The organism is Flavobacterium sp. 2 (genome assembly GCF_049949195.1).
GTDB lineage: Bacteria > Bacteroidota > Bacteroidia > Flavobacteriales > Flavobacteriaceae > Flavobacterium.
The window spans coordinates 3,212,316-3,226,743 of the sequence record NZ_CP188206.1 but is presented as its reverse complement, the minus strand read 5'-3'; the positions used below and the strand labels follow the sequence as shown (position 1 = coordinate 3,226,743).

Here is a 14,428-nt window from a genome sequence, read left to right as displayed (position 1 = left end):
CTTTGAACCTCTGAACCTTAGAACCTTTAAAAAAAATGCTCGACGAAACTCCAAAACGATTTGATAGAATTGTTGCCATTCTTATCCAATTACAATCTAAAAAAATTGTAAAAGCACAGGAATTGGCTGATCGTTTTGACTGTAGTCTGAGAACGATTTACAGAGATATTCGAACACTTGAAGCGTCTGGAGTTCCAATTTACAGTGAAGCTGGAGTTGGTTACGCCTTAATGGACGGTTACAGATTGCCGCCGGTGATGTTTACGCGCGAAGAAGTAAGCAGTTTTATTGCTGCCGAGAAATTAATGCAAAAATTTACTGATCCGTCTTTGGGAAGCCATTATGCTTCGGCGATGTATAAACTGAAATCGGTTTTAAGAAGTACTGATAAAGATTATCTTTCCAATATTGAATCGCGAGTTGTCATGCAGACCATTGAACAACCCATGTTTAATGATAATTCTCCCAATACTTTAGCGCTACTTTTTGAAGGTATTGCAGAGAAAAAACAAATTTTGCTTTCCTACAAAACGTATGAAACTGACGAAACTACACAAAGAAACATAGAACCTGTTGGCGTTTTTCACGACAATAATAATTGGTATTTTCTAGGATATTGCCATTTGCGTCAGGATTACCGTCAATTTAGAACCGACCGAATTCAGGAAATTAAAAAAACGGAATTTGACTTTACGATTGAACATGATGCTTTGGAAACGTATTTAACCAAAACAGAAAACTGTCCAACAACAAAAGTGAGGATTTTAGTAGAGAAAAAAATTGCAAGATATTTGACAACAGAACGCAAATATCATGGTTTCGTTTCCGAAAAAGAAATAGGCAATCAAATTGAAATGACTTTTATGTCCCGAAGTGTGGAAGAAGGTTTTCCGCGCTGGTTTTTGATGTTTGGCGATTATGCCACAATTCTCGAACCAGAAAGTCTAAAAACTAGAACTTTGGAATTGCTAGAAGTCAACAAACAAAGGCTTTTATAGAAAAAAACTCCTAAAGAAACTAAGTTGCATTAGGAGTTTTTTAATTTTTATTTCTGATTTTTTACAACATTATAAAAATTATAATCTGTATTTGAGGCGTCGGTTATGCCAACATTTCTTCCAATAGTTACAATTTGCCCTCGGTGATAAGTTCCGTGATTGATAACCTGAAGCAAATAATCAGCAATTGGCAGTTCGCATTCAAACCACGGATTAATGATTTTAATTTCTCTCGCTAAATCTTCTTCAGACAATGAATTGATCAGATGTTTCAATTTTGTAGATGAATTTAATAAGCCTGCGAAGATTTCTTCTTTCGATAATTCATTTTCTGATTTCTTTTGTGACATATCATTTTCAGAAATAACAGAAAACCAATATTCTTCGGTAGACCAAATATGATCTAATGTTTTCACAATAGTTGAAAAACTTGAAGGTACTTCTGCATACAACAATTCATCTGATTTCGGCGAAAGCCAATTCACAAATTGCTGGTTTACCCATAAATTATAATCTGCATAATTGGTCATTATCTTTTTTAAGCTCATAGCCATTAATTTTAGATTTATTCAATAAAGTTACAATTTTGCGCGATTATCTTTCCCAAAAAAATGGAGGTTCAATATTTAAGGCTCTTAAATAAACATAAGCCTGTCCACGGTGATGCACTTCATTATCAATAAAATACAAAATATTCTGAATGATCGGGAATTCATATTGTCCGAAAAGATTAAAGGTTTCGCTAAAATCTTCTACAGATAATTGTTCCCAATATTTGTTGATTTCTGCTGTCGCTTCATCCCATTTTTCAAGATACTGCGCTTTAAAAATCAGTTTTTCTTCTGCTTCAGTATAAGGCTCGCTTTTACGGTTTACAATTCCTTTTAATGCTGGAGCTGCAATTGCTAAAAGTTCGTCAACTAATTTTGCGAAAGGACGCATTCCGCCAATCGAAAATTCGAAGAAATCTTTCTCTGGAAAAATCTCAATTAAACGACGTGTAAGAGCGCGGTGACCTTGCCAGTGTTTCAATAAATCTTCTGAAGTAATTACTTGTGCTTCTAATGTTTTCATGATTTTAAGGTTTTAAAGTTTTGATACTTCAAAAGTAAAATGGGCTGGTGACAACAGTTTGTCAGCAGGAAAAAAAACTTTTAAATTTCTTTCTAAACTGCCTGATTCATTTTTAAAAAGTCACAAAATTAAATTTAGCTCAAAAATAAAATCTCAAATCGAAAACATCTTAAATTATTGATTTCCATCAAATTAAATAAAAATCATTTGTACCTTTACGTCCCCTCAGTCAATAAAATCAGAATTATGAGAACATCTCTATTTCTATTTTTATTATTTTATTCGACTATATCTTTTTCACAGGGGATCATAGTGGACACGATCTCCTTGAGCATACCTCAACTGGTTCGGGAAGAATTAATGCAAAATGCCTGTGCTAACGAAAACAACTTCAAATTTTCATCACATCAAGGAATTGGCAAATTCACAAATACAAATCCGAATTTTCCAATTTCAGAAGGTATTATTATTCGAAATGGAATTGCAAAATATACAGAAGGAAGTTATACAGGCAATAATGAAAGCAGTCAATTGAATGATGCCGGCGACAACGATCTTCAGACAATAAGCGACAGCAATGGACAAACGGTTCCAATTACAGATGTGAATTATATACAGTTTGATTTTACTCCTTTGTCCAGCAATTTTAGTTTTGATTTTCTTTTTGCGTCTAATGAATACGGTGAATTTCAGTGCGGTTTCAGCGATGTATTCGCTTTTATTTTAACCGATTTGACGACGGGAGTTTCTACAAATCTGGCAGTAGTTCCCGGAACAGCAACGCCAGTTTCGGTCAAAAATATCAGAGACGGACAGTACAATTCTTCCTGTTTATCGGCAAATGCCAATTTATTTGGCCGTTATAATGTAAACAATCCAACAGAATCGGCTATAAATATGAGAGGAGAAACCAAAGTTTTGACGGCTTCTTCGACGGTAATTCCAAATAGAACCTACAGCATAAAACTGGCGATTGGCGATTACAACGACAGCAGTTATGATTCCGCCGTTTTCATAAAAGGAGGAAGTTTCATGACTTCTATGGATTTAGGCCCCGACAGAAACATCTGCGAAGGCGAAACAATCACGCTACGATCTGGGCTTGTAGGAAACTACAATTATGTTTGGACTTTAGACGGTACCACAATTTCTGGCCAAACAAGCAATTCATTGACTGTGAATAAATCGGGGACATATGGAGTTACGGCTACACTTTCGGGCTGTATTATAAAAGATGAAGTCGTGATTAGTGATTTGGTTATTAAACCTGCCAAAAATTTAATTGCTTGTTATACAACAAATGGCATTTATAGTTATGATTTAACGCAGAACAATTTGAACACTTTGGGTATTAATCCGGCAGAATATTCTCTTTTATATTTTAGTAGTTTGGCTGCGGCAAATGCAAACGGACCTGTGATTCCTCAAAATCAATTGAATTCTTTTACAAGCGTTGGTAATCAAACTATTTATATAAAAGCCGTGTCAATCAATAACAACAATACGCTTTGCAATAATTTGATTTCCTTTGAATTGCTTGTAACAGCTCCCATAAATATTACAAAACCTCCTGATTTGAGTTTTTGTAACAACAATTCCGGAAGAGTCAGAGTTGATTTGACTGCTCAGGAAAGCCCGATTCTAAACGGTTTAAATCCATCAGAATATAAAATTACCTACCATACAAGTCAGGCAGAAGCAAACAACGCCACAAATCCGATTTTAAATCCGGATGCTTTTATTACTTCTTTATCACAATCACCGCAAACAATTTGGGTTAGAGTTGAAACTCTTCAAAATTCTTTTTGTTATCGTACAATAAATTTCAATATCATAATTTATGCACTTCCGCCAGTAAATGATATTCCTGACGTTATCGCCTGCAAAAGTTATACGCTGCCTCCAATAAATTTTGGCTTTTATTATACAGGCCCAAATGGCACAGGAACAAGAATGAATGCAGGAGATGTCATTACAAAATCGGGAGCCTATTACATTTACAGCGGACCAACCGCAAACAATTGTACCAATGAAAACACTTTTAGTGTAACTCTTATTTATGAACTAGAATTTTCAAAAGAAGCATGTGGCCGATACATTGTTCCTAATGTAGTTGCCGGCGGTTTTTTTACTGAACCAGGAGGAAAAGGAAATGTTATTCCGAGCGGAACATCATTTACAACAAGTCAAACTATTTACTATTATGCCGTGATTGACGGAGCAGTCTGCACTGATATAGCTGTACCTTTTATTGTATATCCTTTGCCATTAGTAGATCAGCCCAGCAATATAGTTACTTGCGATTCCTATATATTGCCTCCTTTGACAAATGGAAACTATTTTTCGCAGTCTGGTGGTTTAGGAATTCCTTTAAATGCAGGAGACAGAATAACATCTAGCCAAACTGTTTATATCTTTTCGAATGATGGAAGATGTACAAATGAGCACTTGTTCAAAATCGATATTATAGATTCGTCACGTTTTATTCCGATAACACAATGCGGAAGTTATGAGCTGCCATCAGTTGAAATAGGTGGTTATTACGACAGCCCTGGAGGTCAGGGTAAAAATATTCCGCCTAGAACAATTATTACTACATCTCAAACCGTATATTATTTTGCCTCTACAAGTACTTCTCCCAATTGTACTTATGATTTAAAATATCAAATCACGATAAAACCTTTGCCTTTGGTGGATATGCCAAATAATAGATTGGAGTGCAATCGTTATACATTGCCTCCATTGGTTAATGGTAATTATTTTACGGATACAAATGGCGGCGGAACTCCATTACACGCTGGAGATGTTATTACAGAAACACAGACAATTTATGTTTTTTCGGTAGGAACTGATTGCACCAATGAACATAGTTTTGTTGTCGAAATCAGACCATTACCTCTGGTTGACAATTTTACAGATGTAGTTACTTGTACAAATTTTAAGCTTCCTAAATTAAAAAACGGGCATTATTTTTCTGCTTCAGGAGGGCCTTATGGGACAGGGAATCAGCTTGCCGAAGGAACAATAATAAATACAACCCAAACTATTTACATTTATAACGAATGGCCCGATTTTGCAAAGTGCAGCAATGAAACTTTTTTTAAAATTAATGTCAACGGAATTGACGTTGGGACTTTTGACAATATCACTACATGCGACAGTTATACGTTGCCACCTTTAAAACTAGGCAATTACTATTCACAACCCAAAGGAAAAGGCTCCATTATTCCTGCCGGAACAATTTTAACGGCCTCACAAACTATTTATGTTTATGCCACTGTTGGGACTCGCCTAACTTGTTCCAGCGAAAAGAGTTTTACTGTGACTATTTCTTCGACACCAATATTGACTCCACTTCCAGATATTGCAGTTTGCAAAAGCTACACCTTGCCTACTTTAACTGTTGGAAATTATTATAGTGGACCAAATGCAACCGGAATCCGTTATAGCCCTGGCGAACAGATAAACTCAACTCAGCAAATGTACATTTATGCAGTTGCTGCGACAAATCAAAATTGTGTTTCGCAAGATGATTTTACTATTACCATTTATCCTTTAAAAGATTTTACAATAAAAAATGGCGTAATCTGCGTCGACTATCTAACAGGAACATTGCTTGAGCCAACGCAACTGAATTCAGGGCTTAATCCAAATGAATATACAGTTGACTGGTTTTTAAATGGCGATAAAATAAATACAGGATCCTCTTATACTGCAATTAAAGAAGGAATTTATACAGTCGTCCCCACAAAAATCGGTTCAATTATTGGTGCTGATTGCGGTTATAATGCCACCACCGTAACGGTCGAAAAATCTAGTCCTGCAATTGCAACGCTAACCGTGACGGACGCTTTTGAAGATGATATAGACATTATCGTAACCGTAATAAATGGCTTTGGAGTGTATGAATATCAATTAGACGATGGTAATTTTCAAACGAATAGTACTTTTTCAGATGTAGATTCCGGAAAACACGCAATTACGATAAAAGATATAAAAGGCAACTGCGACAGTTTGATTTTATTTGCCAATGTTCTAAAATACCCTAAATTTTTCACTCCAAATAACGATGGTTATAACGACACTTGGAACATCACAGATCTTACCATTCAGCCAGATGCAGTTATCAATATTTTTGATCGTTATGGCAAGCTTTTAAAACAACTTCGTCCTGCAGGTCCGGGCTGGGATGGCAATTACAACGGAAATCCGCTTCCTTCTTCTGATTATTGGTTTCAGGTTTTTTACAAAGAAGACCAAATCGATCAGGTTTTCAAATCTCATTTTAGCTTAAAACGGTAATCTGACAAATGTAGTTACACATCGAAGCGCATCTCTACAAAAAAACTTAGTTCCTTAGCACCTCAGAATCTTAGCATCTTTAAAAAAAACCTTTGTACCTTTGCGCCTTAATAACTTTGGAACTTAGAAGAAATGATAGAAGATAAAAATCCGCAACGCACCAGTATAGCACAATTAGGCGAATTTGGCCTTATTGACCATTTAACCCGAAACTTTGATGTAACACAGGAATCTACTTTAAAAAGTATTGGCGACGATGCAGCAGTGTTAGATTTTAAGGATAAAAAAGTTGTTGTTTCTACTGATTTATTGATTGAAGGCGTACATTTCGATTTGGCTTATATGCCTTTAAAACATTTGGGCTACAAAGCAGTTGTTGTAAACGTGTCTGACATTTGTGCGATGAATGCAAAACCAACTCAAATTACGGTTTCTGTTGCTGTTTCTAATCGTTTTCCGCTGGAAGCTTTAGAAGAATTATTCGAAGGAATTACGCATGCTGCAAAAGAATATAAAGTTGATGTTATTGGCGGAGACACGACCTCATCTCAAAAAGGATTAATTATCAGCATCACTGCAATTGGTGAAGCTGATGAAAACGAAATCGCATACCGAAATGGAGCAAAACAAACCGATTTATTAGTTGTTACCGGAGATATCGGTGCGGCATACATGGGATTACAGGTTTTAGAACGCGAAAAACAGGTTTTTCAGGTAAATCCAAACAGTCAGCCGGATTTAGATCCTTATACGTATTTAGTCGAAAGACAGTTAAAACCAGAAGCAAGAACAGATGTTCGCACACTTTTACATGCTCTTGAAATAAAACCAACTTCGATGATTGATATTTCTGACGGATTATCATCAGAGATTATTCATATATGTAAACAATCAAAAGTGGGTTGTAATTTATATGAAGATAAATTGCCATTGGATCCACAATTTATTTCGACTTGTGAAGAATTCAATATTGACAGTACAACTGTTGCCATTAATGGAGGTGAAGATTATGAGCTTTTGTTTACAATCGACATCAACGATTTTGATAAAATAAAAGGAAATCCAAATTTTTCAATTATTGGCCATATGGCAGAAGAAAATGAAGGAATTCATCTTGTTACTCGTGCAAACACAAAAATTGCGTTAAAAGCCAGAGGATGGGACGCTTTGAGCGAATAATTCTGAAAAGACTCAAATAAAAAAATTCCAAATTCAAAATGACTTAATTAGCATTTAGAATTTGGAATTTTATTTTTTGGATTTTATATCTAAAAAAGCCCTTTGCTTTTCGCTTCTTTCAAAAGTTCTTCGTCAGATCCGGTCCTTACTTTCAACAATTCTTTCAGGTTGGTTTTTCGTTTTTCAATCGCTGCTAAAGAAATCGGAATATATTGTGACATGTCTTCCGTTTGTGTGCCTTTTGATAAATGAAACAAAATCTGTTTATCAAACTCATCGATTTCAATAGAGTTATGCGGAGACTGATTTACCATTTTCACTACCGACTGACTGTAATATTTTTCGTTTTTCATCACTTTATCAAACGCAAAAAGAAGTTCATCAAAAGTCAGATCATTTTTAATAATCAAGCCATTTGGATTAATTGTCCGGATAATCGTTTTTATTTTCAACAGCTCAGTATACATCGTAAGCAGAATCACTTTGCAGTCTGGTATTTTTTTCAAAATCAATTTTGCCAGATCTTCGCCTGAAAAAATTTCTTTTTCTTCATAAGCAGGCATACTGATGTCTAAAAATGCAACATCAAATTTTGGTGTTGATTCATTTTCCAACAAATCATAAGCAGATCTGCAATCATAAGCCTGCGCAATATGAAACTCATATTCTTTAGGATTATAACGCGTTATAGCGTTTTTGTATCCCTCAATAATAAAGGGATGATCGTCGACAATTAAAATGTTTCGCGTGATTAAGTGCGAAATTGGAGCAGATAAATCAAATGTCATTATTATGCAGGTTAATTTTTTGATCGATTGGGACTTTAACAACAAGAAGTGTACCTTCTCCTTTGGCAGATTTTATAGTAACTGTACCCTTACATTCCGTCGCCCGATATTGAATATTGTGCAACCCAATACCATTTTTAGTTCGTTTTGCATTAAAACCTACTCCATCATCTGCGATTGACAAAACTAAATAATTTATTTCACTTTTAAACTCAACCGTAATGGTATCCGCATCTGCATATTTATTACAATTTTGAAGCGCCTCTTGTATAATTCTGTACAAATTAATTTTGACGATATTGCTTACCAGATCCCATTTTATATTAGAATCAAATGTCGTAATTAATTTTGAATCATACGTATTTCTCTGATCTTCAAAAAGTTTCATCAAAATCGCAACAAAATTATTAATTAATTCTGATTTTTCTCTATTTAAATCATGCGAAATTTCGCGAATATCTTCTTCAATATGCTTAAGCTCAGTTAAATACTTTTTTCTTTTCGCGCCAGCCTGAGCTTCATCAACTTTGTCGAGACTGTCTAAACTGATTCTAACCCCAAACATTCTGCCTAAAACGCCATCATGCAATTCCTGTGCTACTTTTTTCTTTTCTTTAATTCGGGTTAGTTCAATTTCATTTTGCTGCGAAATCATCAGATTGTAAATATCTTCATTTGCAATTTGATGTTGCTGCTTAAAAAGTAATTCTCTGTTTTTTGCCTGTTGTGTTTTATAAACATAAAAAAACAAACCCACTAAAGTACAAATACTGAATACATAAACTAAAGTCCTGTTTTTTTCCTGAAGATTTGAATTCTGATCCTTTATTTCATTGGTTTCATATTCAATTCTGGAGAATTTCTCACCCATTTTTCGTTCTGCTTTCAACATTTTGTCATTCAACTGAATATATTCGACAGAATAAATGGAGGCGTTTTTTGGATCAATAGTAGCTGTCTGTTTTAGTGCTTCTAATGTATTGACCAATTTACTTGATGTACGAGACAACGCCAAAGCTTGTTTTGAAAACTGAAGCGCCTTAAAAGTATCTTTTTTAAAAGCAAAATACTCAGACAAATGTATTTTACAAGATACAACTCCGGAAGAAAGACCAAGGCTATCTCTAATTCTTAAAGATCTATAAAACAAATCAGGTAGTTGCGCCGATTCTTTTCGCTTAAATTTAGAGTAACCTAAGTTATCCAGCAGAATAGCATACAAACCAGCCCTGTCTTCAAAAAGGTTTTTTTCTCTTAAACCACGTTCAAAAAAAACTTTCGCCTGACTGTAATTCTTCATATTCATATAGATAAAACCAATATTATTCAATGAAGCTGCTCTGTATTGCAACTCTAATGGTATTGATTTATCGTCTAAAATCTGCAAAGCTTTATTTTGAAATTCCAAAGCTTTTTCAAACTCTTCTCTTTCATTGTACAGAATTCCTAAAAGATTATAGCTTTCGTAATAAAGGTCGTTTACTTTTTTTTGTTTCTTCAAACTGCTTAAAGCCTTAAAAACAGCTATTTCGCTTTCAAAAAAATCACCTTCATTGTATTGCAGACTCGCTTTATTTAAAAATGTTTTTGCCAAATTATACTGATCATTCATTTTCAGATAAAACTTTTCAGCTTTAAAATAATACAAAAAGGCACTATCAGAAACAGACTGAGAATCATAATAATCCCCCAGATAAGTATAGGCTTTTGCCATATGGACAGAATCCTTAGACTTTTGCGCTCTTTCTAAAATTAAATTCGTCGTTTTAAGATAACCTTTCCAATCGCTCATATTGTAATAACGATTGGCAATTTTAAAAAGATTCACTTTATTAAGCGAGTCGTCTTCCTGATCTAAAATTACGCGGAGCGCTTTTTGATTATAATTTTGCTTGACACTTAAAGGAAGATTATTTTCGTTTGCCAACGAAAGGTAAATAGGAAGACTATCCTTGGGAGAAGTTAAATCTTGATCTGATTTTGCATTTTTATTGCATGCAAACAAAACAAAAAATAAAAGTAATAGTATTTTACATTTTTTTTTCAATTGTTTCTTTTGAGTTTTACCAAAAATAATAAAACTATAGACACAAAAAAAGGCCGTCAATAAATTGACAGCCTTTCTGCACATCTAAACTTACGTTTAATCTATTTTTTTTTCTGATCCAAAAGCTTGATTCACACTAGAAAAGTTTGATTGGCTATTGTTTAATGTTTGATCGTTTGTTCCGTGAAAATCAAGTTTTTTTGTTCTTCCTGTCGCACCGCCGTCAATTATTGTATCAGAATCTGCTAAATAAGTTGGATTTTCTGGAGCTGCAAAAGAAGTTGCAACCATTACTAAAGAAAATAATCCGAATGTTAAAGCTGTTTTTTTCATGATCTGAGGTATTAAGTTTTTTTTGATTTTTTTGTTTTTGGGGCTGACCGCTCTCTGCGAATCGTTGGTGTAAAATTATACCCGTCAACGAAAAAAATTTACATGAAAAATGGAGTTTATGGTAGATCATGCCCAAATGATAGTCACTGGGCGTCAAATTCATGTAAACACTTAATATTTAGACCTCTATGTAATTTCCAGCGGAAAAATTTGCAATGATTAAATCTACATTTGCTTTATAAGTTTTGGAAAAAGGGACCTTTTTAGGCGAGTTTTTTATGTAACAAACTGAGTTTCCGTTATGAATTCGGGAAATGTAATTTTGATTGATGATATAACTGTTGTGAATTCGTATAAAAGGATGTACTAAAATACTTTCAAAATGCTTTAAAGTCTTAAAGGCCGTCACCATTTCACCAGAATTTAAATAAATATCTGTCGAATTATTATCTGCTTGAAAATAGCAAATATCGGCTGCATTCATATAGCGATAATCACCGTACGATTTTATACAAAGTATAAGTGGTTGTTCAATTATTTGAGGTACTTGGACTTCTTTAACAACAATTGGAGTTTCTTGCTCAACGCTAATTGTATTCATTTCTTCTTTTAAAGGCATTATTTGAGCCTCTAAAGGATTTTCTTTAACAATCTCGACCGAAGGTTCAACTTCGACATTTTTTTGCGTTTTTGACTCTATTGCAAGCTTTTCTAGTTTTAAAAGTGTTTTTACAAGATCAACATGTGTCAGAGGTTTCAAAATATAATCAAAAACGCCATATTGAATTGCGTCAAAAGCCAGATCCTTTTTTAAAGTTGTAACAATTATTTTTGGAACAACTGACAAATAACGGTAAAGTTCGCCAACAAAAGCAAGTGATAAATTGCCTGAAGAATTTTCAGAATCAATTTCTAAAAAAACAAAAGAAGGTTTATACTCTAAAACCAGATTTAATCCCTGCTGATAATTCGTAGCCGATCCTATAAAAGTCAATTCTGAAAAACCTTCTGCAACAATTCTGGTTTTCAAAACACTCTCAGCGTCATTGTCAATTATAATGTAGGAATATTTTTTCAATTTGGTTTTAAGCAGTTTTTAAAATGAACCTAAGCTTTTCGCCTCCAAATTCATTTTCTAATTTTAATGTATGATGCGCAATTAAATTTACATAATTTATTTACGCAAATAATTCATTGTTAACACATTACATTAAAATGTTAATACATAAAGATGAAATGCATAAAAGTTCGATGAAATGCATTTTTCAAAATTAAAAAAATCCCAAACTCCAGCGAGGAATTTGGGATCTATATAGTGTTAATTAAGAAAATTACATTTTCATCAACCAGTTTTTCATCGAAACTTCGTTTTCAATAATTCCTTTTAATTCAGAAATCTTAACGCGATCTTGTTTCATTGTATCTCTATGACGAATTGTTACTGTTTCGTCTTCAAGAGTTTGGTGATCAACTGTGATACAGAAAGGAGTTCCAAGAGCATCTTGTCTTCTGTAACGACGACCCACTGCATCTTTTTCATCATAAGCAACATTGAAATCCCATTTCAAATCTTCGATGATTTTTCTTGAAACTTCTGGCAATCCATCTCTTTTAATTAATGGAAGTACCGCTGCTTTAGTTGGCGCTAAAACTGCAGGCAATTTCAGCACTGTTCTTGTAGAACCATCTTCTAAAGTTTCTTCTTGCAACGATGTTGCAAAAACAGCTAAAAACATACGATCTAAACCAACTGAAGTTTCTACTACGTATGGCACATAGTTTTCATTCAATTCAGGATCAAAGTATTGCAGTTTTCTTCCTGAATATTCTTCGTGCGCTTTTAAGTCGAAATCTGTACGAGAGTGAATTCCTTCTAATTCTTTAAAACCAAATGGGAAATTGAATTCAATATCTGCAGCTGCATTTGCGTAATGCGCTAATTTTTCGTGATCGTGAAAACGATAGTTTTCTTTTCCTAATCCTAAAGATAAATGCCAGTTTAAACGTGTCGTTTTCCAGTGCTCGTACCATTTCATTTCTTCACCTGGACGTACAAAAAATTGCATTTCCATTTGTTCGAATTCACGCATACGGAAAATAAATTGTCTTGCAACGATTTCATTTCTGAACGCTTTACCCGTTTGAGCAATTCCAAAAGGAACTTTCATACGACCCGATTTCTGAACATTTAAAAAGTTTACGAAAATACCTTGTGCCGTTTCCGGACGCAAGTATAAATCCATTGCATTTTCTGCAGAAGCACCAAGTTTTGTTCCAAACATCAAGTTGAATTGCTTAACCTCTGTCCAGTTTTTCGAACCCGTTTCAGGATCAGCAATTTCAAGTTCTTCAATTAATGCTTTAACATCGGCTAAATCTCCAGCACCTAAAGAACGTCCTAAACGCTCTCTGATTTCTCTTTCTTTAGCCAAATATTCAATAACACGAGCATTTGTAGTTACAAATTCTTCTTCATTGAATGCATCTCCAAAACGTGCTTTAGCTTTTTCGATTTCTTTTTTAGCTTTCAGATTAATTTTTTCAGCATGATCTTCAACTAAAACATCAGCTCTATATCTTTTTTTAGAATCTTTATTGTCAATCAAAGGATCATTGAAGGCATCAACGTGGCCTGAAGCTTTCCAGGTTGTTGGATGCATCAATATTGCCGCGTCTAAACCGACAATATTTTCATTCATCTGAACCATTGATTTCCACCAATATTCTCTAATATTCTTTTTTAATTCGACACCATTTTGTGCGTAATCATACACTGCACTCAATCCATCGTATACTTCGCTCGACGGAAAAATAAATCCGTACTCTTTTGCGTGCGAAACCACATTCTTAAATAAATCGTCTTGTTTTGCCATAGTGATGCAAAAATATAAAAAGTACTTTTAAAAAAAAGAAAAATAATAAAGATTGGAGTTTGAATTTCGTTAGTTTTGTAACTAAATTCTTTCTATTTGTGTTTAAATCTATAATAAATCTGTTTTTTCCAAAAGTTTGTGCCGGATGCCGCCAAATTTTACAGACCAATGAAGTTGTTTTTTGTTCTAAATGCCGTCATGAATTGCCTCTGACGCAATATCATCTTGATTCAGAAAACGAAGCGACTAAAAAATTTTATGGAAAAGTTGAAATTCAGCATGCATCAGCTTTATTGTATTTCATAAAAAAGGGAATTGTTCAGGAATTGATCCACAATTTGAAATACAAAGGACATGAAGAAATTGGCACTGTTTTAGGCAGCTGGTATGCCGAAGATCTAAAAGAATTAAAACTGGATAATCCTTTTGAAGTTGTTATTCCAGTACCGCTTCATCCAAAAAAATTTAAAGAAAGAGGTTATAATCAAGTCACGACTTTTGCAAAAGCACTTTCAGAAGGATTAAATCTCACTTTTGATGATAGTGTTTTGTTTCGAAAGAAATACTCTAAAACACAATCAAAAAAGAATCTTTTAGGAAGAACTGAAAACATAGAAAACATTTTTGATGTGAAATTCTCTAAAGAAAATCACAACAAACATTTTTTAATTGTTGATGATGTCCTGACAACAGGCTCAACTTTGGAAGCTTGCTCAAAAGCACTTTTGAAAATTCCAGGCGCCAAAATTAGTATTGTTTGTATGGCGATGGCGAACTCATAAAAAGAAGAAATCCAAATTCCAATTGATTAGCTTTTGGAATTTGGATTTTTTT

General features: G+C 34.0%; 11 protein-coding genes. 4 read left to right on the top strand and 7 right to left on the bottom strand.

Annotated features, from left to right (window positions below; translation table 11 throughout):
• Positions 1-35 precede the first annotated feature (35 nt).
• Positions 36-998, top strand: a complete 963-nt coding sequence (locus ACNFIH_RS13770; protein ID WP_426483585.1) for a helix-turn-helix transcriptional regulator — start codon at positions 36-38, stop codon at positions 996-998.
• 47 nt (positions 999-1,045) lie between these two features.
• On the opposite strand, the gene ACNFIH_RS13765 is transcribed toward ACNFIH_RS13770, so the two are convergent.
• Positions 1,046-1,546, bottom strand: coding sequence for a DinB family protein (locus ACNFIH_RS13765; protein WP_426483584.1), 501 nt, complete (start codon positions 1,544-1,546; stop codon positions 1,046-1,048).
• A 46-nt stretch (positions 1,547-1,592) separates the two neighbouring features.
• Positions 1,593-2,072, bottom strand: a complete 480-nt coding sequence (locus ACNFIH_RS13760; RefSeq protein WP_035652942.1) for a DinB family protein — start codon at positions 2,070-2,072, stop codon at positions 1,593-1,595.
• 327 nt (positions 2,073-2,399) lie between these two features.
• Here ACNFIH_RS13760 and ACNFIH_RS13755 point away from each other — a divergent pair, with 327 nt between their 5' ends.
• Together ACNFIH_RS13755 and thiL are read left to right on the top strand one after the other, a co-directional pair.
• A complete protein-coding gene (locus ACNFIH_RS13755; RefSeq protein ID WP_426483583.1) occupies positions 2,400-6,374 on the top strand; it encodes a choice-of-anchor L domain-containing protein in 3,975 nt (1,324 codons plus the stop codon).
• 132 nt (positions 6,375-6,506) lie between these two features.
• On the top strand, positions 6,507-7,553 hold the full coding sequence (gene thiL / locus ACNFIH_RS13750; RefSeq protein ID WP_426483582.1) for a thiamine-phosphate kinase: 1,047 nt from the start codon (positions 6,507-6,509) through the stop codon (positions 7,551-7,553).
• An 89-nt stretch (positions 7,554-7,642) separates the two neighbouring features.
• On the opposite strand, the gene ACNFIH_RS13745 is transcribed toward thiL, so the two are convergent.
• The 5 genes from ACNFIH_RS13745 to ACNFIH_RS13725 form a co-directional block, all read right to left on the bottom strand.
• Complete coding sequence (locus ACNFIH_RS13745) at positions 7,643-8,341, bottom strand: response regulator (protein ID WP_426483581.1); 699 nt, start codon at positions 8,339-8,341, stop codon at positions 7,643-7,645.
• A complete protein-coding gene (locus ACNFIH_RS13740; protein ID WP_426483580.1) occupies positions 8,331-10,388 on the bottom strand; it encodes a tetratricopeptide repeat-containing sensor histidine kinase in 2,058 nt (685 codons plus the stop codon). Before ACNFIH_RS13740 ends, ACNFIH_RS13745 begins: the two co-directional genes overlap by 11 nt.
• A gap of 96 nt (positions 10,389-10,484) precedes the next feature.
• A complete protein-coding gene (locus tag ACNFIH_RS13735; RefSeq protein ID WP_426483579.1) occupies positions 10,485-10,721 on the bottom strand; it encodes a hypothetical protein in 237 nt (78 codons plus the stop codon).
• 178 nt (positions 10,722-10,899) lie between these two features.
• Complete coding sequence (locus tag ACNFIH_RS13730; protein WP_426483578.1) at positions 10,900-11,799, bottom strand: LytR/AlgR family response regulator transcription factor; 900 nt, start codon at positions 11,797-11,799, stop codon at positions 10,900-10,902.
• Between the two features lie 253 nt (positions 11,800-12,052).
• Complete coding sequence (locus ACNFIH_RS13725; RefSeq protein ID WP_035652929.1) at positions 12,053-13,594, bottom strand: glycine--tRNA ligase; 1,542 nt, start codon at positions 13,592-13,594, stop codon at positions 12,053-12,055.
• Between the two features lie 98 nt (positions 13,595-13,692).
• On the opposite strand from ACNFIH_RS13725, the gene ACNFIH_RS13720 reads away from it, so the two are divergent.
• A complete protein-coding gene (locus tag ACNFIH_RS13720; protein ID WP_426483577.1) occupies positions 13,693-14,376 on the top strand; it encodes a ComF family protein in 684 nt (227 codons plus the stop codon).
• Positions 14,377-14,428 lie beyond the last annotated feature (52 nt).

Excerpts from the sequence above, each read along its gene's own strand:
- thiL (WP_426483582.1), top strand. The coding sequence starts at position 6,507 with ATGATAGAAGATAAAAATCCGCAACGCACCAGTATAGCACAATTAGGC.
- ACNFIH_RS13760 (WP_035652942.1), bottom strand. The coding sequence starts at position 2,072 with ATGAAAACATTAGAAGCACAAGTAATTACTTCAGAAGATTTATTGAAA.
- ACNFIH_RS13745 (WP_426483581.1), bottom strand. The coding sequence starts at position 8,341 with ATGACATTTGATTTATCTGCTCCAATTTCGCACTTAATCACGCGAAAC.
- ACNFIH_RS13725 (WP_035652929.1), bottom strand. The coding sequence starts at position 13,594 with ATGGCAAAACAAGACGATTTATTTAAGAATGTGGTTTCGCACGCAAAA.
- ACNFIH_RS13765 (WP_426483584.1), bottom strand. The coding sequence starts at position 1,546 with ATGAGCTTAAAAAAGATAATGACCAATTATGCAGATTATAATTTATGG.
- ACNFIH_RS13770 (WP_426483585.1), top strand. The coding sequence starts at position 36 with ATGCTCGACGAAACTCCAAAACGATTTGATAGAATTGTTGCCATTCTT.
- ACNFIH_RS13735 (WP_426483579.1), bottom strand. The coding sequence starts at position 10,721 with ATGAAAAAAACAGCTTTAACATTCGGATTATTTTCTTTAGTAATGGTT.